The organism is Limosilactobacillus caecicola (assembly GCF_943192935.1).
GTDB classification, from domain to species: Bacteria; Bacillota; Bacilli; order Lactobacillales; family Lactobacillaceae; genus Limosilactobacillus; species Limosilactobacillus caecicola.
Genome location: NZ_CALPCI010000002.1, coordinates 254077 through 273607, shown reverse-complemented (window position 1 = coordinate 273607; position 19531 = coordinate 254077). Strand labels below are relative to the sequence as shown.

Below are 19531 nucleotides of genomic sequence, written 5' to 3'. Positions count from 1 at the left end.
AACCACTGCAGCCCTGAGCTGGGGAACTGCAGTGGTTCATTAATTACTTAAAATCTAAGCACAATTCTTGGTCATGTAAGACCTGCACAATTTGATCCCGATCAATACTGCGCTTGGCTAATTTCTGACCATCGATTTGGTTAGTAAAGGAGTCAATACGCTTGCTGGTGTCACGAAGGTCATAATAGTTGGTGACAATTTGATCATATTTAGCAAGTTGTTCAAAATTAACCTGAGTTGCATACTGATTTTCAAAGCTCATCATCTCGAGTGGCAGACGTGGTTTTAACTGTGGCTTTTGATCCGGAACCCCCACCTGCAAGCCAAGGACCGGGAACGTTAACTTTGGCAGCTGTAATACCTTGACCAATTCTGCCGGATGATCGTTAATCGAGCCTAAAATGGTGACCCCCAGGCCCATGCTTTCTGCTGCAATGGCCATATTTTGCAACATGAGGACAGTATCCTCCATTCCCTGGAAAAAGATATCGGTGGTGTGTAAACGACCATCATCGAAGCCGTTGTGGTGCCGAATTTGCTGATTTCGGTACAGGTCGACAATAAAAATGAAGAGGTCTCCATTGGCGCCAACGTATGGCTGACCACTGATTTGACGGATTTTTGCCCGCAAATTATCATCGGTAATATGCATGATGGAGGCTTGTTGCATAAACATACTGGTGGATGTTTGACTCGCGACCCGATATAGAGTTTGGAGCTGGTCCGCAGTGAGCGTTTGGTCCTTGAACTTTCGAATTGTCCGGTGTTCTAATTGGTGGTTAATTGTAAAATTACTAGTCATTGTAAACCCCTTCTTTTTTTATGAATTGTTGCTTACTATTATATAGTTAAAATAACCTAATTACCAATTAATCTGCCAAAAATTTAAAAAGCATAACAGTGGTCAACACCATTGCCATGCTTTATTAGGTTATTTAAGCGTCTTGGTGGGCTAATTTACCACAGGCGGCCGCAACGATCGCGCCCAAGAGGTCGTCAATAAAGGTATTGACGTGGTCCCCATCAGTGTCAAATTCTTTGATAATCCCGGATTTCACGCGATCAAGGTACCCAAAATTTGTTACCCCGATGGTACCGTATAATTCAGCAATTTGCAGTGCCAAGGCTTCATCAACGCCGAAAACGCCAGCATCATTACGGATAATTGACGCGAGTGGTTCTGCCACTTGTCCCGTCTCCGTAAGACGGTCAAGTTCGAGCCCCACCATGGCATTATTGAGAAATTCTCGCTTGTGCATGACGTCAATGACCGCATTTCGACAATCATCGTTGGTCAATTCAGGAATAAACTCAGCCTGCATTTTATAGACCAAGTTAGCAAGGTCATCGATCGTTACTCCCCGCCTTTTAAGTGAATCCACAACAAAATCATAGGCTTTTGTATCTGGGTATTTGAAATGGCTATTTTGCATATGCCCCTCCTAATTATTTGTACCAAAGTACGTGCATAATATCGTTTAAAATGACTTTCTTTTGGTGAAGTTGGACGTGATTGGTGTTTGAATAGACGTGCTCACGGTAGTGGACCTTTTGATTTTTGATGAGGATTCGTAACATTTCTGATTGAATATGCGGGACTTCGCCATCTGTGCGGTCACCGGTGGACCCCATCCAATTGTAGATGGTTCCAATGTGGATCAGTGATGTAACTTTCACCAGCTTTTCAAGACGCAAAAAGTTGGTATCCGTCGACTTTTTAAAGAGCCATTTTGTAAATTTAGTTCGTTCACCGAAGGTTTCATCAACTGGAACTCCTAACAAAATCACCTTCGGAAACCGGATGTGTTTTTGAAGGTAACGGGATCCAATGTAAGCGTGGAGCCATTCGGTGCCACCGTATGAATGGGCAACCACATTCATGCTCTTGATATGATACTGCTGGTGAAGAACCTTTAAAGCTCGGGTGAGCTCACGGGTTTGCTGGTGATAGGTCGGTGTGTAGTTCCAATCATACAACAATTGAATAATTGGGTTATGGTTGTTCAAATGGCCTTTGACCCGGACATGGCCGCTTGGAGAAACCCAGACGGTCATTGTTTTTTCGGCAACATTTTGTTGTTGAGCGGTCTGAATCAGTTTTTGATAGGTCCACGAATTACCGCCCCAACCGGGAATGACGAGTGTCGGGGTTGATTGGTACCTCACCCGTTGATTACTGGTCGTAATGGTTTGGCACTTGGTACCCCGTAACAGATAGAGTTGGACAAAGACTGCTAGTAAGATTAAACCAATGAGAATTTGCAAAGAAATGCGACCGATTTTCGTCAGCATTTCCCTCACCTTCCATCACGTAAATTTTAACCGAATAACCGGGCCCAGAAGCCTTTCTTTCTCTTCTTTGGTGTTTCGTCATCCAAGCTCTCCTCGACTGGATTTTCGTCATTCGTGGTTTCTTCAGGATGCAATTGCGGATTTTCAACCCCAATCCAATTGTAAAAGGCTGGTGCCTTGAGCTCAACGAATTTACCGTTTTTACCGTTAACCCCATCGACACAGATTTCAACTGGTAAGGCGTTTCGATATTCCTCAATCGAATCCTTTTCAAAACCATTAAACGTGGTTAACCGCGTAATGTCAAATAACAAACTGTTTTTTTCTTCGTGGAAGATAAAGTCCTTCTTTTGGGTGATGTACAACTTCGCCCACTTGCTCCGGGCATTTTCGCCAAAGTCATCCCTTAAGCCATCTGAGAAGTATTCGGGAACCTCCTCGTCAATCAACTTGTAGTAGTCCCGGAAAATTTTCCGTGTTGTCGCTAGGAAGTCTAATTGGCCAGTGGTGTGATCAAAGAGCCGCCATGGCGTACTGTCATCTTCGAGATAATTGGCCATCCGGACCACAAAATCCTTAAATAAGGTGTTATTAAGGTTTTGCCGAACACCAAAGATGTATTTCGAAGCGACCCCCTTCTTTTCATTGTCAATGACCTTATCTAATTGGAGGTAGTAAGTGCGCCGCGCTGTTTCGCGCCGCATGGTAAAGCCAGAATTATAGTTGGTCGTCCCGATTAATGGCGCATACGGTTTCGGACTATTAACCAACTGGTTCATCGTATCGACAATCAACCGCCGACTATATTGGGGTTGTTGGAAGAAGTACGGTTCAATTTCGTCTACGAGGACTGGGTATGAACTTCCCTGTTTCATATAGGCTTCCAGTGCTTGCATTGTTTTAGCCTTACGCTGACTCGTTCCCGTTGGATAAATAGTCCCAAAGTCAATTAATGAATTGTCCGTATTCCAGGTAAACTGATTAATAATCCGCAGTAGCGTGGTTTTTCCCGAACCAGCACTCGCTCCCAAAATGAGGAAGTTTGGAATATCATTCCCATCTTCCGGATTGAGACTCGCCTTTTGACGAATTTCCCACAGGAAGGGCGCTGTAAAAGCATACATGATCGCTTCATAGTAGCGTTTTCCGTATTCCGGAGTAAAGTCGACAACAAATTGCTGATAGCCCTTAATGACGTCCTGAATTTGGTGGATCCCGTCCCGAATCTGAGTGATGGTTGCTAATTTACCAAAAGCAATTGGGAAGGTTCCAGCGTCATTTGGGGTGTACAACCCAGTTTTATTGTGCGCAATGTTTCGTTCCAACGGCCGATCATAGAGGAAGGTCGTGTACTTTTTCTCAACAGCAAGGTCCTGTGGAGAGACAGAGGCATTCATGGCATCCTTGATATTTTCCGCAATAACTTCACGCTTTTTAATTTTTGGCCGGGCTGCCCGCGGTGACACAGATTCCTTTTCAAGCATAAGAACGGTATCCCGCTGTTTAATCGCCCGTTCTTCGCGGTCTTGGTCCTGCGTCCGATTATCAGTCACGTTTCTCATTGCCAGGGTAACGCCGGCGCTGAGGTGTTGCTTATCAATTTGGTGTTGAACATCATCCGCAATCAGGTTCGTCATTTCGCGTTGGGAGATTTCATCAGTGTCATCATTGGAAAGGATAATCACGTTGTCATTCTCGCCTTTTGCCGCCTTGAGGGCTTTGAGTTGCTTTTCGGCAACCGTCAATAACTCGTTTGTAAAGTATGGCTGTAAGACTGGCCGGAGGTCCTCCTTGAAGTGCTTTAATAACTGGTCATACAATGGTTGGTCATCAAAGATCATGATCTCTTCAAAACGGTTGGCATTACTGTCGAACGACGGTTCCGTGAGATCAACCGAGCCCAGAACCACCCGTGTTTGCTTAGTTACGGGGTTCCCCAGTAGGAAAAAGCGCGAGTGGATCACCTGGGTTGGTGCCGTTTCGAGTTTTAAAACTCCCGCGATGGCGGCCATTTGCAGCTGGGAGCTCATATTTTGAAAAAGACGGATGGATTCCTTATTCGCAGTCTGCAATAAAGCGGTGGCTAAAGCGTCTTTAGTGACGTTTTCCATCGAGGTATAGTGGTGGCGAGTTGGTAAATTACCAATGGCGATTTCTACTTGGACGAAGTCAGCCAAGTACTTATTTAAAAATTCGGGACTAATTTGCCCAGTCACCCCGACAATTTGGGGGTAGGTTTTGCTATCGAAAATGTTTTCGATTCGCATCTGCTCTGGTTGGTTATTATGCAGAATATTGATCCGGTTCGTATTAATATCGTTGCCGGTTGTTTTATTATCATTTACCATGGTTAAATTTTATCTCCAATATTAGGAATACAGTTTTATTTTCCGCTATTTATTCACAGATTTCAAGTGATCTCCCTATTAGAACGTTATTGACTTGAAAATTTCTTTAATGTTTTGAGATTGCCACCCACGATGGTTGCTCCTAAACTAGCGACGGCAATTTCAGTAAGTGGGACTGCTGCCCAGACAGCAATCCGTAAATAAGTCACCGTTAACTGACGGGTGGCTTGATCGGCACCGAGAAAGTCAACAACTGGGACCGGGAAGATGGTGATTAATAAGGCGATGATCATGCCTAATCCGCCAGCAAGAATCATTAATTGGCTGTAGAGGTTGGTAATGCGTTCGGGATGTTGGATTTTATTTAAGGAAAAGAGCGTTGCCCCACCCACTCCTAGTAAGAGTCCGGTTGCATTAAAGAGATTGAATACCGGTAACGCCAGGTTCAAAGTTGTTAAACCTAGTGGGCCAGCAGCCACCGAGATGAAGAGCGTATCAATAATGACGTACAGTGAGGTACCGAGCATCGCAATGATATTGCGTAAGATGTAATGACCAACTTCTTTTGAAATCGCGGATGTTTGCATGCCTTTTCCTCCCTGATTAAGTTATTCAATATTATACGTTTTATATGAATATTTATCCATAACAAATAATAAAAAAGCCGCAAGAACATTACGATTCCGCGGGGAGTGTACTATGTGTGTTGATGACGTTGCCACAACCATTCGGCGACGAAACTGATAATGAGCATCACGATTACGGAAGCCCAGGTCATGGTTTCACCTTTGAAAATAGTTTGAATGAACAGAAATGCGAAGAGAATTAGGTTCAGAATGATGGCAACCCATAAGATACAGCGGCGCGCACCAGTTTGTTTGTACACTTTGAGGTGGCCAATATTAACTGTGGCGTAGACTAGCAGAAATGCTAGGCTCGCCATTTCACCAACGGCCGAAAGTGGGAATGCAACGACGAAACAGCAAGTTAGCAAGGCCGTTACAAATAATCCCCATGGTCCACCAACCTTGGTCATGACCCCGAATTGGTGAGGCAATTCACCGACTTTGGCAATTCGCAGCCCTAAGTTTTCGTCACCAAACATCGTGGAATTGACAGCCGATGCAGTTGCCACAAGCGCTGCTAAGCCAACGCCAATGTGGCCGACGGGCCCTAAAACACTTCGCCCAGCGGCCGCTAGGGCGTGCCCTTGATTAGCGATCGCTCCATTCGTGCCAATAGTGGCGATGACCAACGTGCTGATAATGACATAAAGGATGAGCACGAGGCCAAGTGACAGATACATGGCGCGTGGTAATTCATGTTGCGGATCTTTCATACTGCCGGCGGCATTGGTAACTACACCAAAGCCTTCATAGGTAACATAAAGCAATCCAGCAGCGGAAATAATTCCCAAACCACTATCAGAACTTCCTGACGTAGTTGTTGGAACGTGAGCTTTTAACAAGCCACCGATGATAAAAATTAGAAGGATCAGGAGTTCAAAGGAGACGATCAACGTTTGGGCACGTGCCACTTGTTTGGAACCTAGCAGGTTGATCACCACGATTACTAAGATAATACCAACACTGATCCCTTTACTGATCCAGCTATTTTGGGGCAAACCGGTCAGGTCACAAGCATACTCTGCAAAACCAGCAGCATACAAGGCCATTGCCACAATCCAACCAAAGTATTGAAAGACATTCAGACCACCCGCGATCATTCCGTCACCAAAGCAGGTTAATAGAAATTGTGCCGCTCCACCCTTACTCGGATATTTTGCGCCTAATTTAGAGTAGGAATAAACCGAAAATGAGGCAACCAACCCACCAATGATAAAGGCAATTGGTAGCCATTTTCCAGCAGAGGCAGTGGCTAACCCCACCAAGGTATAGAGGCCAGCCCCCATCATTCCACCAATCCCGATTGCGGTGGCGCCAACAACACCGACAGTTTTTTGAACAGTTGCTCGCGGTTTAGTCATTCAATCATCTCCCAAAATTCACTCAACCTTATTAAAGCACCAAATCAAACGTAATTCAATCGCACGATAAAGGGGCCACCCAGTTCATGAGTGGCCCCCTTTTACGGAGAAATAATTATTAAAAGTAGTAGTACAGCCGAAAAATTAATCTTCGTGCCGTTTCTTTTCCAAGCCTAACAAGGTCATCAGAACTCCAGTGGATAAGCCGAGTAAGCCAAGACTAGCTAATTCATTATTCTTGTTCCCAGTTTGCGGCAATGCCGTTGGTTGTTTAGCATTTGACAGCGGGTTAGTTCCGTCAGGAGTCAAAGGTATCGGAACGGTTGTCGGTGCATCCTTATCTTGACTTGAATAATACTTCTTAAATTCAACCGTTCGTGATGCAGTTTGCCAGAAACTAATGTTGAAACACCGATTTTTTTACCATTTTCATCATACATAAAGTCATCCATAGTAACTTTCTTGCAAAGAAAGAACCATTCAGAATTTCAACCGAAATTCCGAATGGTTCTTTAATATTATGGGGTTTCTGATAGAAGATTATTTTATGTGCAATTTGTGTAATTAAATTAGGTGAACACCCTTGTCTACGTAAATAACGTCGCCGGTAACCCCAGTGGCGAGATCACTCATTAAGAAGGCACAAGTGCCCCCAATTTCGTCGATGGTGACGTCTTGCCCATCCACGGTCCGGTCACGAGACATCTTGAGTAGTTCATTATGATCGTTGATCCCGGTAACGGCGAGGGTCTTGACGGCCCCAGCAGAAATAGCATTAACTCGGACATGTGATTCACCGAGGTCACGGGCAAGGTAACGAACGTTGGCTTCCAAAGCAGCCTTCGCGACGCCCATCACGTTATAATTCGGGATGGCCCGCTCGGACCCGAAGTAAGTTAGAGTGACAATGCTTGCTGGATCTTTCAACAGTTGAAGGTCCGTGGCAGCTTTGGCAACGGCTAACAGTGAATATGCTGAGACATCTTGTGCTAAAGCATACCCTTCCCGACTAGAATTTAAAATTGACCCTTCCAGTTCGTCCTTCTTAGCATAAGCAATGGCGTGTACCAGGCCATCGACCTGGCCGAAGCGTTGCTTAATTTCGTTAAAGGCAGTTGTAATACTTTCATCACTGGAAACATCGCATTCGATTAAATGATTACCGTTCTTTACCAATCGACTGACACTTTTTTTCAAGCGTTCGTTTTGGTAGGTGTAAATCACTTCGGCACCTTGTTCAGTCATCACCTTGGCACAGCCCCAGGCAATGGAACGCTTATTGGCAACCCCCATGATGACGATTTTCTTTCCTGATAATAAATTTCCCATTGTTATCCTCCAAATTAAAATTTACGGTACCGCGCTTGACGTTGTTGCAATAATTGTGCGGTACTCAACGTATTTAATTTTGTTAATTCGCGGGTCAACATTCGTGCAACTTGTTGACCGGTGATTAAATGGTCTTGATTTTCTGGAATAATACCATCAATAATTTGTTGTTTTAAAAGTGCTTCCGGGGTCATTTGCATCACCTCCGCTGCCTCAGCAGCCCGGGAACTATCCTTCCAGAGGATCGATGCAAAGCCTTCCGGTGACAGCACTGAATAAGTGCTATGTTCGAGCATCCAGACCTCATCACCAGCAGCGAGCGCTAGCGCACCTCCACTACCGCCTTCTCCATAAATAATGGTGATAATTGGGACCGGAGTTTGCCCCATTTCAATAATACTCTGGGCAATTGCCGCTCCCTGCCCTTGCTCTTCGGCCTCTTGACTCGGAAAGGCTCCGGGAGTGTTGACTAGACAGATGACTGGGCGCTTGAATTTGCCAGCCTGTTGAATCAACCGCAGTGCTTTGCGGTAACCGCCGGGCATTGGTGATCCAAAGTGTTTGGCCACCTTCTCACTAGCAGTTTTTCCCCGGTCGGTGGTGATGACCGTGACCGGGTGACCGTTAAAGGTTGCAATGCCACCCACAATTGCGGGGTCATCACTGCCAAGACGGTCACCATGCAGTTCCATGAAGTCAGGCATGATTTGGTGGATGATTTCTAATCCGGTAATTTTATTATCGCGGCGGGACCGCTGAACGATTTGCATTGCCGATAAATCACTCACGCTGCTCACCTCCTACTTTTAAGAGCCACTCGATAGTGTGCTTTTCGTCCTGACGCTTCACAATTTGGTCGATGAAACCATGTTTTAAAATATTTTCCGCGGATTGCAGATCGTCAGGGACCCGTTGGTGAATGGTTTGTTCAATGACCCGCCGCCCCGCAAAGCCAACTAATGAATGGGGCTCGGCTAAGGTAACATCACCATCCATCGCAAAACTAGCGGTGACCCCACCGGTGGTCGGATCGGTCAGGACAACGATGTAAAGAAGCCTGGCAGCGGCGTGCTCCGCAATTGCTTGCGAAATTTTAGCCATCTGCATGAGTGAATGAATTCCTTCCTGCATTCGCGCACCACCAGAGGCTGTGAATAGCACCACGGCTTCTTGATGTTTCGTAGCGTATTCAAACAGCCTGGTGATCTTTTCACCAGTGATGGTCCCTAACGATCCCATGATAAAAGTTGGATCCATGATTCCAAGAGCAAATTTTTCGGCACCAATGGTTGCTTCACCAGTCCAGACCGAATCATTTAATTTAGTCTTGGCCTGTAAGCGGGTAATTTTTTCTGGATAGCCAGGAAAATTGAGTGGATCGGTAGTTTGCAAATCCGTATCAAATTCCTGAAAATCATCAACCAGCCATTCTAATCGCCGGTGCGCAGAGATCCGAAATCCATAATCACAGTTTGGACAAGAAGTGAAACTGGTCAATTGTTTAGCTAGAAACGTCTTTTGACAATGTGGACACTCCACCCACATGCGATCAGGGACCTGACGATCAGCCTGCCGGTTGGCCTTGATATGGCGTTCACTCAGGGTATTATTGTGATCATATAGCTTCATTCTGTTTATCCCTCCACTTTGGCAAGAATTCGTTTTCCAAATAGGTGGTTGAAAAATCGGCGTTCACGAAGGCGGGGTCGTTCAAAATGGCGAGGTGGAATTGTTGGTTCGTTGTCACCCCTAAAATAACCATTTCACTCAATAACCGCTTTAATTTCTGGATGGCTTCTTTGCGGTCGTGACCGAGCGCGATCACTTTGGCAATCATTGAATCATAGTACGGGGTGATTTGGGCCCCTGGATAGAGGGCGGTGTCAATCCGCATCCCCAAGTTACCGACCGGTAGGTACAAATAGTTAACTGTCCCGGTCATTGGCATAAAGTTCCGTTGCGGGTCTTCGGCGTTAATCCGCCCTTCGATGGCGTGACCCCGAATTTGAATGTCATCCTGATGGAATGGTAAGGGTTCCCCCGCCGCGACTAATACTTGGGCCTTGACGAGGTCAATGCCCGTCACCATTTCTGTAACGGTGTGTTCCACCTGAATCCGCGTATTCATTTCCATAAAGTAGAAATGGTGGTCTTGATCCATCAAGAATTCAATAGTTCCGGTATTGTGATAGCCTAATTGGTCGATGGCCCGTAAAGCAATTTTTCCCAGTTCTTGACGTTGGTCTGGAGTGACCAGCGAACACGGACTTTCTTCAATCACCTTTTGCTTATTCCGTTGCAAAGAGCAATCCCGTTCCGGGAAGTAGACACTGTTACCAAAATTGTCACGAAAGACTTGAACCTCAATGTGCTTGACATTTTCCATAATCTTTTCGAGGTACATCCGGTCGTCACCAAAAGCGGCCTTTGCTTCCTGTTGGGCTTCGACAAAGGCGTCCGCAATTGCCTCCCGATTTTCAATCCGGCGAATTCCTTTACCGCCACCACCAGCAGCGGCTTTCAATAATACGGGATACCCAATTTCTTCGGCAACCCGGGCAGCCTCCAGTGGTTCAGTAATGTAACCGTCACTGCCGGGAATAACCGGGACGCCGGCCTTTTTCATTTGTTCCCGGGCATTTTCCTTATTCCCCATCAGGTTGATGACTTTTGGCTGGGGACCAATAAAGGTTAAACCACATTCTTCACACATTTGGGCAAATTCGGCATTTTCGGACAAAAAGCCAAACCCGGGATGAATTGCCTGGGCACCGGTCCCAATCGCAGCAGCGAGGATATTTTTTTCATTTAAATACGAATCCTGGGCCCGGGCACCACCAACGCAAACAGCCTCATCTGCTAATTGAACATGCAGGCTTCCCCGGTCGGCAGTCGAATAGATTGCGACAGATTTAATCCCGAGTTCCCGTAATGAACGAATGATTCTTACGGCGATTTCTCCCCGATTAGCAACTAAGACTTTTGTAAACATCCGCATCACCTAGCCAATCACAAAGGTTAATTCAGCGGTGCAGGCCTTCTTACCATCAACGGTGGCAATTCCCTTACCAACACCGATGTTACGACGAATTTTTTCTAAGTGGACTTCCAACCGCATGGAATCACCGGGGCGGACGACCTTGCGGAATTCAGCGGATTTAATTCCACCAAAGTAAGCGGTTTTTCCTTTGAATTCTGGCTTTGATAAGAGGGCCATTGCGCCCGTTTGAGCCAGTGACTCGACGATCAATGCACCAGGGAGTACCGGATTGTTTGGGAAATGACCATTAAAGACCTCTTCATGAATCGTCACGTTTCGCCGGGCGACGGCCATTTCACCAGGCACCAGTTCTTCTACCCGGTCAATTAATAACATTGGGTAGCGGTGCGGAATAATTTTTTGAATTACTGCAGAATCTAAAACTTCAGACATACAATCTATCCCTCCTTGCTAACGGTAAACAGTGGTTGTTCAACTTCGACTAGTTCTTCATTTTCAACGTTGATCTTGGTGATGACTCCCGCAACGTCACTCTTAATTTCGGTGATCATCTTCATCGCTTCAATTACACAAACAACCTGACCAGGCTCAACATGGTCGCCAGTTTGTACGTATGGCTTGGCGTCCGGCTTTGGTTGCAGGTAGACTGTCCCGACTAATGGGGCGGTAATTGTTTGTGATTGAGGATCCTCTGCTACCGGTCCACTTGCCTGATTATCGCTCGTCACTTGGTTAGAGGTCGCCGCGGTGGAAGCTACTGGCTTGGTGTCATGATTAGTTGTGTTTTTGCTAAGATAGAGGTGAAAATCACCATCATCAATCTTGAGTTCACGGGTGGCGGAATTTTCAAAATCATGCATTAACGCTTGAATTTCTTTTAATTCCATTCCTAGTCACTCCATTTCTTAAAGGCTAGAACAGCGTTGTGGCCACCAAAGCCAAATGAATTGCTAATTGCGTAAGTGGCTTCAGGAGCATCCTGGTCCCCTAATTGAACGAGGTTAACGTCGCAGGCCGGATCTTGGTTAAAACAACCAATGTTGGCTGGTAATTGACCATCATGTAAAGCGGCAACAGTTAACACCGCTTCAATAGCCCCAGCAGCACCAAGTAAGTGCCCAGTCATCCCCTTTGTGGAGCTAACCCGCACTTGACTGTCTTGCCCAAAGACTTGGTTAATGGCCTTACTTTCGCCTTCATCGTTGGCGTGGGTCGCTGTACCGTGAGCATTGATGTAGTTAACGTCGGCTGGGTGGATGCCAGCTTCATTGATGGCTTGTTGCATTGCTCGCGCCGCCCCCTTTCCTTCTGGATCGGGTGAAGTAATGTGGAAGGCGTCAGAGGTGGCACCATAACCGATCACTTCACCTAGAATCTTGGCCCCACGAGCTTTGGCGTGGTCAAGATCTTCTAAGACTAAAGTGGCACTTCCTTCACCAAGCACGAAGCCATTGCGATCAATATCGAATGGCAATGACGCCTTTTCTGGATCGGTTGCGGTACTGAGGGCCGTCAATGCGGCAAAGCCCGCAATCCCAATTTCGTTAACCGAAGCTTCGGCCCCACCGGTCAACATAGCCTTCGCTCGACCAGCTTTGATTTGACGGAAAGCTTCACCAATTGCATTAGTTGCACTTGCACAGGCAGTCACAATTGTGGTGCTGATATTTTGCGCGTTAAAACGAATTGACAGGTTCCCAGAAGCCATGTTAGCAATCGCCATTGGGACAAACATTGGGGAAACCCGCTTTGGTCCCTTATCGTGCATCTTAATGATTTGCTCTTGAATGGTGGTTAAACCACCAATCCCGGAACCGTAAATGACCCCCAAATCTTCTGGATTAGTGTTTTCTTCGGTAATGCCGGCCATCTCCATGGCTTCCGTCGCGGTTTGAATCGCGTATTGAGAATAAAGATCCATCCGCTTGGCGGCTTTTTTACCAACTACTGCCTGCGGATCAAAATCATCAATTTCACCGGCCACGGTAATGCCGGTTTCACTTGCATCAAATTTACTGATTGGTTTAATTCCAATCTTGCCGGCCATACTGTTATCAATAAAGGTTTGCACACCGTTACCGTTGGCGGCCACGGCGCCCATTCCCGTAATTACAACTCTTGCCATTTGCTCTCCTCCTACATTGTCATCCCGCCATCGACTACAATTGTTTGTCCGGTAATGTAGTCATTTTGGGCGAGAAATTTAATGGTTTCTGCAACTTCAATTGGTTGCCCGAGACGTTTAAGAGGGATCCTGCTAATGATTTGCTTTTGAACGTGGTCAGACAAGGCCGCGGTCATATTACTGGCAATCATGCCGGGGGCAACAGCATTGCACCGAATTCCCCGCAGGGCCCCTTCTTGGGCAATCGTTTTAGTTAGGCCAATTAAGGCAGCTTTGCTAGCGGCGTAGTTTGCTTGACCCGCATTACCATGCAGGCCGACGACGCTTGCTAAGTTAATAATGGCGCCCGAACGCTGCTTAAACATCTTCTTCAAAATCCGTTGGGTCAGCATGTAGGTTCCCCGCAGGTTAACGTTGATGACTGCATCAAAGTCTGCTTGCTTCATTCCAATCAATAATTGGTCGCGGGTAATTCCGGCGTTGTTAACGAGCACGTCAATTTGACCGTAAGCAGCCCAGGCTGCCTTCGCTAAACTTTTGACCTGGTCTTCGTCAGCAATGTCACCATTGATGAAACGGTAATCAGCGTTTAAGTCATCCAGTTGCTGCTTTAATTCAGCTGGTAATTCGTGGCGACCGTTGAGAATCACTCGTGCCCCTGCTTGGGCAAACGTCAACGCGGTTTGGGCACCAATTCCCCGGGTACTTCCGGTCACTAAAACAACTTTATCCTTGAGTTCCATCTTGGTACTCCTTTACAAATTTTTGATAGTCATCCAAATTTCCAATATGGTGAGTAGATAGTCCAGGAGCAACTTGCTGAGCAAAACGGGACAGGGTTTTCCCTGGACCAATTTCCAATGTTGCGTTGACTTGGTATTGATCAACCAGGACCTTAACATCATCGCCAAAGTGCGTCGGCACTGCCAACTGACGTTCCAAAATGGCCCCGATTTTGTTTCCCTGAAATGGTTCCATAGTCGTATTACTGATGACTGGAACGAGTGGGTCCTTAAATTGGACACTTGCTAAACGGGTCTTCATTTTCGCCCGCGCCCCATTAAAAAGTGGCGTGTGGAAAGCACCATTCACTTTGAGAACGATTGCCCGTTTGGCCAACCCGTGTTCCTTAATTTGTTTAGCTGCAGCTTTCACATCTGCTACGGGTCCACCAATCACCAATTGTTGTGGTGAATTGTAATTAGCAATGTAAACTTGCTGGCCTGAAGACTGCAAGTTTGCGCACAGTTGTTCAATGGCTTGAACATCAGGATTCAAGATCGCTGCCATCGTGCTGACGACCTTGTCGGCGTCAGCTTGCATGTACTTTGCCCGGTCAACCAGTAACTGCAGACCAGTCGAAAAGTCGACCGCTTCACCGGCAAAAAGGGCAGCGTATTCCCCTAATGACAAACCAGCCATTCCGGCAATGGGCAGTTCTGGCAAATCTCGTTGGAGCATTTTATAAATCCCGTAACTGACAGTCACTAATGCCGGTTGAACGTATTCCGTTTTATCAAGCTCATCATTTTCATCACGCATGATTTTTTCGAGATCAAGGTGAATAATTTCACTAGCTTGCTGAACAATGTTTAAAAAAAGAGAGTCAGCCATTAGCTCGACTCCCATGCCCGCACGTTGGGCTCCTTGACCACTAAATAAAATTCCGTATTGCATTTTACTTAGCCGCTAATTGCTTTTCCACGAAATCAACAACGTCACCCACTGTTTGAACACTGTCGTCAGCGTCCAATTCAATATCAAACTTATCTTCCAGTTCGTTCATGATTTCGAAAACGTCTAAGCTATCTGCTTCCAAATCGTTCTTGATGTTGGCATCTAACGTCACTTTGCTTTCGTCAACGTCTAATTCTTCAACAGCAATGCTCTTAACAGCTTCAAAAATTTCATCTTTACTCATAATTAAAATTCCTCTTTCTGATTTATGATTAGTTTTAAAAGTTCAAAATTAGTGTTCCAACACTGAGGCCCCCACCAAAACCACTCATGGCGACGGTCATTCCCGGTTTAAGTTTGCCAGCATTGACGACGTCATTTAAAAGGATTGGTTCACTTGCCGCTGCAGTATTTCCATATTCATCAATGTTCAGCGGAAATTTGGCCAGTGGTTGCGCCAAGCGTTTAGCAATTTGCTTGATAATCCGTGCGTTTGCTTGGTGAAGCAGGAAGTAGTCAATTTGTTCGACTTCGATCCCAGCTTTTTGGGCAGCTCTATGAATCGATTTTGGCACTTCATTCGTTGCAAATTTGTAAACATCACGCCCCGCCATCGTAAAACTGGTAAGCCCAGTAACTTGTTTGGGAAAGGAAGTTCCACTTGTCGTCGCACCAGCAACAATTTTGTCATTGAGCTGGCCCATCGTGCGGAGATCGCTGCCCGCTACTAAAGGAGTCGCACGTTCTTCCGTGGTCAGTAAGACGCCACCAGCGCCATCACCGAACAAAACAGCGGTACTTCGGTCATGCCAATCGACCAGTTTGGATAGCACTTCCGCACCAATAACTAATGCAGTCGTTCCTGCCGAAGCCTTGAGAATGTTTTTAGCAGTCTCAAGGGCAAACACAAAGCCAGAACAAGCGGCTGAAAGATCAAAGGCGACCGCATTAGCGGCTCCTAATTTTCCCTGAACAATTGCAGCCGTCGATGGCGTGTATGCGTCTGGTGACATTGTCGCAACTATGATTAGGTCAATCTGGTCAGCAGAATAGCCGGTTTGCGCCAGTAGTTTTTGGCCGACCTTAACGGCGAGCTCTGAGGTGTTCTCGCCCTGGCTAATATGGCGTTGGCGAATCCCCGTTCGACTGGTGATCCACTCGTCTGAAGTGTCCATCAACGTGGTGAGATCATCATTGGAGACCGTGAGTGGTGGAACATAGGCAGCGGTGCCGACAATTTTGAGGTCTTGCACTTTTTCCACCTCGTTAGTTATGCATGTTCTTCAACAAAGCCTTCCAGGTTCTTTAAAGCCTTTTTCACGATCTTTAATTCATCGGGATTGATGTCTTTTAAGAAACGTTCCACCATCATGTTGTGGAAAGCCCGGTGGGCACGGTATAGGAGCCGTCCCCGCTTGGTCAACATGAGTCGGACAACGCGCCGATCATCTTTATCGCGAATTCTTTCGACGTATCCTTTCCGGATGAGCCGGTCGGTCATTGAAGTCATCGTGCCGGGAGTAAGGTGTAACTTCTCTGCCACTTTTGAAATCGTTTGGTGATCATACATTGAGATTGCATCGATCGCGTGCATTTCTTTAATGGTGATGTCGCTGAACCGACTCTTTTTGAGTTCGTGTTCTTCAATGTAGACAATCCCTGAATATACCTTGATCAGGGCTTTATTGATAATTTGATAGTCGTGGTTCTGATTCATAATATATTTCTCCCTGAATATAAACTATTTAGATAAGTTAAACTATTTGATGTTCAAAATACATTATATACAAAACCGATTACTATGTTAAATTTTCTCTGTTCGTTCAGCAACGATGAAGACTAGTTCAGCCTTACATGCTAACTTGCCGTTGACCGTTGCTTGGGCATCGACAATTCCCATTTGAGAACGAACCTTTTTCATTTGAATATTTAATTTAAGAATGTCCCCAGGTTTAACCATTTCCCGGAACTTGGCGTTATGAACCGCGCCAAGGTATGCCGTCTTTTTGTAAAAACGTGGTGATTTTAAAATCAAGATGGACGCTGCTTGCGCAAGTGTTTCGATAATCAACACGCCTGGCATAACTGGATTATGCGGAAAGTGGCCGCGAAAGAACGATTCGTTAATGGTCACGTTTTTCGTTGCGGTAATCGATTCTTCAGGGACCAGCTCATCAACATAATCGATGTAGCAAATCGGATAGCGGTTCGGGATGAGGTCCATAATTTCTTGGGCCGCCATAATTGCCACGGACGTCACCTCCCAACAAAAGTATTTCGAATATCAAACTATTCGATACTCGAATTATATCAAGCTTATTTTGATTGTCAAACTATTTGGGAATAAAAATAAATTCTGATAATTAAAACCGCTATTTTTCAACGTTCAAGATTAATAAAAATTGTCATTCATAAACTTGTTTATATTACTAGTTCGTGCTGTTGAATCAAAATTACTAATTTAATCATAATCTTCTACAATCCTCATTTTCCTTTCCTGAGTTATGGTATGCTATTAATTAACCAATTTTAGTCACCCGAGTGAAGTCAGGAGGATGAAGATGACAAAACTGACAGAATTACAAACTTACGTTGCCCAGCACCAATTGGACGCTGCCTACATTAGTGATCCGATGACCATTAACTACTTAACTGGTTTCTATAGTGACCCGGTTGAACGAGTATTGGCATTATTGGTCTTCCCTGACCACGCCCCATTTATTTTTGCACCTGCGCTCGAAGTCGAGGCAATTAAGGAAACTGGTTGGTCTGATCCAGTCTATGGTTACTTAGATCATGAAGATCCCTTTGCCCTCATTGCCCAACACGTCAAAGAGAGCGTTACCTCCCCTCTTCACTGGGGAATTGAAGCTGGCTCCTTAACGGTGGATCGTTTACATAGTCTCCAGCAAGTCTTTCCTGATGGTCAGTTCACGACGAATTTGACGCCAGTAATTGAACAAATGCGGATGATCAAAAGTCCGGATGAAATTGCCAAATTGAATGAAGCTGGTAAATGGGCCGACTTTGCTCTGAAAGTTGGTTTCGAAGCGGTTCAAGTTGGTAAAAGCGAACAAGAAGTGGCAGCTGAACTGGAATTTGCCTTAAAGCAACATGGTGTTAATCAAATGAGTTTTGATACCCTAATTCAAGCGGGTGCCCATGCGGCGGAACCACATGGGGCAACCTCCGCCACAAAAATTGAAAATAATGAGTTAGTGCTATTTGATCTGGGGACAGTGAACGAAGGATACATTAGTGATGTTTCCAGAACAATCGCTGTCGGCCAGCTTAATGACCGTCAAAAAGAGATTTATCGAGTCTGTTTAGAAGCCCAATTAACCGCCCAAGATGCCGCTAAACCAGGAATTACGGCTGCTGAACTGGATGCAGCGGCCCGGAAGATCATTGATCATGCTGGCTATGGTGAGTACTTTATTCATCGGCTCGGTCACGGGATGGGCAGTAGCGAACATGAATTTCCTTCCATCATGGAGGGTAATGATCTGGTCCTTGAACCGGGAATGTGCTTCTCGATTGAACCGGGAATTTACATTCCGGGCTTTGCGGGAGTTCGAATTGAGGATTGTGTTCACATCACAGAAGAAGGTTGTGAACCATTTACACATACTAGCAAGGAGTTGCAGACCTTCCCTAAATAGGCAAGATCTAACAATAGTACACACAGATGGCCACCAACGGTTTAATTAGACCGCTGGTGGCCATCTTGCTATTATTGATATTACTTGGTTAATGCTGTTACTGCGCCCGTTAAATAGTTAATGGAAATATTATTCTGGACGTTTGGCACAAAGACGTTAAAGCTTAGGGATCCATCCTTTGATAATGCCTCGATATGGGCGCCTGATGGTACTTTATTATTACCATCGTAGATGTCAGTTACCCGGTAGCGAACTTGCTTATTTTGATCCAATGCCTTGCGCACCAATCCTTCGTAATAATTTTGTCCCGTGGAATTTTCCGAACGTGCTTCGTTAGCCCAAGCCGTTTGAGTGGCGATGTTTTGTGGATTTGATTCAGAGGCGTTAAAGCTCTTGATACCCCCTACCAATGCATAGCCTAGTAAATGGCCGCGGTCATAAGCATGGCTGGGTCCATTACTGAGGTTAGTAGCTTGCAAAAATCCCGCAGGTTTCCAACTAGTAGCTCCATTATTAGTTTGTTCGCGGCTTTGGTACTGGCGGGTACTGCGGTTTAACCAAGCGTCACCACGCCAGGCGCGACCTTGTTGGTCGACCTTATTGACTGCATACGGAGCACTTGAGATATTCGCGTTCAGTTGCGGACGATTATTGTTAACAATAAATGCTCCGTGGCCGTTCCATTGGACACTTCCTCCTAACTGCTTTTTAACACTCGTAGTCAGAACAGCTTCAGCCTGTTGCTTGCTTGGCGCAGGTAAGCTGCTATTACTCGAGTGACTACTACTGGTAGAATATCGGGTAAACTGACGAAGAATATTGGTAATCGTTCCAGACGATGCTTGACCAGTTTGATTCGTATGCTGGAAGCCAGTAGCAATGGCAAAGAGAATGGCTAAAATTGCTAGCCAGTGCCAAAATTTATTAAAACGTTTTTTCACGGTGTTCATAATCCCTTCTGAGTTCTTGATAGACTTATTTTACACTAATTTGGGATGAATGAACACTAGTTCGGTCGCATTTGATTAAACCATTATTTAATTCAGGAAAATAAGATAATAATACGTAATCGGCCCCTAGTACCGTTTGTTAACCGGTATTGGAGGCCGA

General features: G+C 45.6%; 21 protein-coding genes and 1 pseudogene. 1 reads left to right on the top strand and 21 read right to left on the bottom strand.

All coding sequences use genetic code 11. From position 1 onward, the window contains the following. Positions 1-43 precede the first annotated feature (43 nt). From NFR43_RS03955 to fabZ (NFR43_RS03865), 20 genes and pseudogenes are all read right to left on the bottom strand, one after another. The gene (locus NFR43_RS03955) at positions 44-802 is read right to left on the bottom strand and encodes an NADPH-dependent oxidoreductase (RefSeq protein WP_251546660.1); all 759 of its coding nucleotides are present in this window, start codon (positions 800-802) and stop codon (positions 44-46) included. 133 nt (positions 803-935) lie between these two features. After that, positions 936-1433 carry a phosphatidylglycerophosphatase A family protein gene (locus tag NFR43_RS03950; protein WP_251546658.1) on the bottom strand — a complete coding sequence of 166 codons (498 nt, stop codon included), beginning with the start codon at positions 1431-1433 and terminating at the stop codon, positions 936-938. 13 nt (positions 1434-1446) lie between these two features. After that, the gene (locus NFR43_RS03945; protein WP_251546656.1) at positions 1447-2292 is read right to left on the bottom strand and encodes an alpha/beta hydrolase; all 846 of its coding nucleotides are present in this window, start codon (positions 2290-2292) and stop codon (positions 1447-1449) included. A 26-nt stretch (positions 2293-2318) separates the two neighbouring features. Next, the gene (locus tag NFR43_RS03940) at positions 2319-4640 is read right to left on the bottom strand and encodes a P-loop NTPase family protein (protein ID WP_251546654.1); all 2322 of its coding nucleotides are present in this window, start codon (positions 4638-4640) and stop codon (positions 2319-2321) included. Between the two features lie 179 nt (positions 4641-4819). Beyond that, positions 4820-5227 (bottom strand): annotated as a pseudogene (locus tag NFR43_RS03935) (MATE family efflux transporter); the annotation flags it as partial. Between the two features lie 110 nt (positions 5228-5337). After that, positions 5338-6627, bottom strand: a complete 1290-nt coding sequence (locus NFR43_RS03930) for an APC family permease (RefSeq protein ID WP_251546652.1) — start codon at positions 6625-6627, stop codon at positions 5338-5340. Between the two features lie 144 nt (positions 6628-6771). Next, positions 6772-6936, bottom strand: a complete 165-nt coding sequence (locus NFR43_RS08565) for an LPXTG cell wall anchor domain-containing protein (protein ID WP_407658136.1) — start codon at positions 6934-6936, stop codon at positions 6772-6774. Between the two features lie 255 nt (positions 6937-7191). After that, positions 7192-7956, bottom strand: a complete 765-nt coding sequence (gene fabI / locus NFR43_RS03925; RefSeq protein ID WP_251546650.1) for an enoyl-ACP reductase FabI — start codon at positions 7954-7956, stop codon at positions 7192-7194. A gap of 14 nt (positions 7957-7970) precedes the next feature. Then, positions 7971-8726 (bottom strand): carboxyltransferase subunit alpha, encoded by a 756-nt coding sequence (gene accA, locus NFR43_RS03920; RefSeq protein ID WP_251547080.1) that lies wholly within the window; start codon positions 8724-8726, stop codon positions 7971-7973. Between the two features lie 10 nt (positions 8727-8736). Continuing rightward, entirely contained in the window at positions 8737-9585 is an 849-nt protein-coding gene (locus NFR43_RS03915; protein ID WP_251546648.1) for an acetyl-CoA carboxylase carboxyltransferase subunit beta, read from the bottom strand. Beyond that, complete coding sequence (gene accC, locus NFR43_RS03910; RefSeq protein ID WP_251546646.1) at positions 9572-10948, bottom strand: acetyl-CoA carboxylase biotin carboxylase subunit; 1377 nt, start codon at positions 10946-10948, stop codon at positions 9572-9574. The genes NFR43_RS03915 and accC overlap by 14 nt, the downstream gene beginning before the upstream one ends. Before the next feature lie 9 nt (positions 10949-10957). After that, complete coding sequence (gene fabZ / locus NFR43_RS03905) at positions 10958-11389, bottom strand: 3-hydroxyacyl-ACP dehydratase FabZ (protein ID WP_251546644.1); 432 nt, start codon at positions 11387-11389, stop codon at positions 10958-10960. 5 nt (positions 11390-11394) lie between these two features. Then, positions 11395-11844, bottom strand: coding sequence for an acetyl-CoA carboxylase biotin carboxyl carrier protein (gene accB, locus NFR43_RS03900; protein WP_251546642.1), 450 nt, complete (start codon positions 11842-11844; stop codon positions 11395-11397). Positions 11845-11846: 2 nt separating this feature from the next. Continuing rightward, complete coding sequence (gene fabF, locus NFR43_RS03895; RefSeq protein WP_251546640.1) at positions 11847-13082, bottom strand: beta-ketoacyl-ACP synthase II; 1236 nt, start codon at positions 13080-13082, stop codon at positions 11847-11849. Between the two features lie 11 nt (positions 13083-13093). Further along, entirely contained in the window at positions 13094-13825 is a 732-nt protein-coding gene (gene fabG / locus NFR43_RS03890; RefSeq protein ID WP_251546638.1) for a 3-oxoacyl-[acyl-carrier-protein] reductase, read from the bottom strand. Further along, the gene (locus NFR43_RS03885) at positions 13809-14759 is read right to left on the bottom strand and encodes an ACP S-malonyltransferase (RefSeq protein ID WP_251546636.1); all 951 of its coding nucleotides are present in this window, start codon (positions 14757-14759) and stop codon (positions 13809-13811) included. The genes fabG and NFR43_RS03885 overlap by 17 nt, the downstream gene beginning before the upstream one ends. 1 nt (position 14760) lies before the next feature. Continuing rightward, positions 14761-15003: an acyl carrier protein gene (locus NFR43_RS03880; protein WP_251546635.1), complete on the bottom strand. Its 243-nt coding sequence runs from the start codon at positions 15001-15003 to the stop codon at positions 14761-14763. Between the two features lie 34 nt (positions 15004-15037). Next, positions 15038-16012: a beta-ketoacyl-ACP synthase III gene (locus NFR43_RS03875; RefSeq protein WP_251546633.1), complete on the bottom strand. Its 975-nt coding sequence runs from the start codon at positions 16010-16012 to the stop codon at positions 15038-15040. 17 nt (positions 16013-16029) lie between these two features. Then, positions 16030-16476 (bottom strand): MarR family winged helix-turn-helix transcriptional regulator, encoded by a 447-nt coding sequence (locus NFR43_RS03870; RefSeq protein WP_251546630.1) that lies wholly within the window; start codon positions 16474-16476, stop codon positions 16030-16032. 87 nt (positions 16477-16563) lie between these two features. After that, positions 16564-17010 (bottom strand): 3-hydroxyacyl-ACP dehydratase FabZ, encoded by a 447-nt coding sequence (gene fabZ, locus NFR43_RS03865; protein ID WP_251546628.1) that lies wholly within the window; start codon positions 17008-17010, stop codon positions 16564-16566. A 310-nt stretch (positions 17011-17320) separates the two neighbouring features. On the opposite strand from fabZ (NFR43_RS03865), the gene NFR43_RS03860 reads away from it, so the two are divergent. After that, on the top strand, positions 17321-18421 hold the full coding sequence (locus NFR43_RS03860; RefSeq protein ID WP_251546626.1) for a M24 family metallopeptidase: 1101 nt from the start codon (positions 17321-17323) through the stop codon (positions 18419-18421). An 80-nt stretch (positions 18422-18501) separates the two neighbouring features. Here the strand turns inward: NFR43_RS03860 and NFR43_RS03855 are convergent, their stop codons facing one another. Further along, positions 18502-19371 (bottom strand): DNA/RNA non-specific endonuclease, encoded by an 870-nt coding sequence (locus NFR43_RS03855; protein WP_407658134.1) that lies wholly within the window; start codon positions 19369-19371, stop codon positions 18502-18504. Positions 19372-19531: the final 160 nt, after the last annotated feature.

Bases quoted from the DNA above. Each gene is read 5' to 3' on its own strand.
- NFR43_RS03880 (WP_251546635.1), bottom strand. From the start codon at position 15,003: ATGAGTAAAGATGAAATTTTTGAAGCTGTTAAGAGCATTGCTGTTGAA.
- fabZ (WP_251546644.1), bottom strand. From the start codon at position 11,389: ATGTCTGAAGTTTTAGATTCTGCAGTAATTCAAAAAATTATTCCGCAC.
- NFR43_RS03860 (WP_251546626.1), top strand. From the start codon at position 17,321: ATGACAAAACTGACAGAATTACAAACTTACGTTGCCCAGCACCAATTG.
- NFR43_RS03885 (WP_251546636.1), bottom strand. From the start codon at position 14,759: ATGCAATACGGAATTTTATTTAGTGGTCAAGGAGCCCAACGTGCGGGC.
- NFR43_RS03915 (WP_251546648.1), bottom strand. From the start codon at position 9,585: ATGAAGCTATATGATCACAATAATACCCTGAGTGAACGCCATATCAAG.
- accC (WP_251546646.1), bottom strand. From the start codon at position 10,948: ATGTTTACAAAAGTCTTAGTTGCTAATCGGGGAGAAATCGCCGTAAGA.
- NFR43_RS03930 (WP_251546652.1), bottom strand. From the start codon at position 6,627: ATGACTAAACCGCGAGCAACTGTTCAAAAAACTGTCGGTGTTGTTGGC.
- NFR43_RS03945 (WP_251546656.1), bottom strand. From the start codon at position 2,292: ATGCTGACGAAAATCGGTCGCATTTCTTTGCAAATTCTCATTGGTTTA.
- NFR43_RS03955 (WP_251546660.1), bottom strand. From the start codon at position 802: ATGACTAGTAATTTTACAATTAACCACCAATTAGAACACCGGACAATT.
- NFR43_RS03855 (WP_407658134.1), bottom strand. From the start codon at position 19,371: ATGAACACCGTGAAAAAACGTTTTAATAAATTTTGGCACTGGCTAGCA.
- NFR43_RS03870 (WP_251546630.1), bottom strand. From the start codon at position 16,476: ATGAATCAGAACCACGACTATCAAATTATCAATAAAGCCCTGATCAAG.
- fabI (WP_251546650.1), bottom strand. From the start codon at position 7,956: ATGGGAAATTTATTATCAGGAAAGAAAATCGTCATCATGGGGGTTGCC.
- accB (WP_251546642.1), bottom strand. From the start codon at position 11,844: ATGGAATTAAAAGAAATTCAAGCGTTAATGCATGATTTTGAAAATTCC.
- NFR43_RS03940 (WP_251546654.1), bottom strand. From the start codon at position 4,640: ATGGTAAATGATAATAAAACAACCGGCAACGATATTAATACGAACCGG.
- fabG (WP_251546638.1), bottom strand. From the start codon at position 13,825: ATGGAACTCAAGGATAAAGTTGTTTTAGTGACCGGAAGTACCCGGGGA.
- fabF (WP_251546640.1), bottom strand. From the start codon at position 13,082: ATGGCAAGAGTTGTAATTACGGGAATGGGCGCCGTGGCCGCCAACGGT.
- accA (WP_251547080.1), bottom strand. From the start codon at position 8,726: ATGCAAATCGTTCAGCGGTCCCGCCGCGATAATAAAATTACCGGATTA.
- NFR43_RS03950 (WP_251546658.1), bottom strand. From the start codon at position 1,433: ATGCAAAATAGCCATTTCAAATACCCAGATACAAAAGCCTATGATTTT.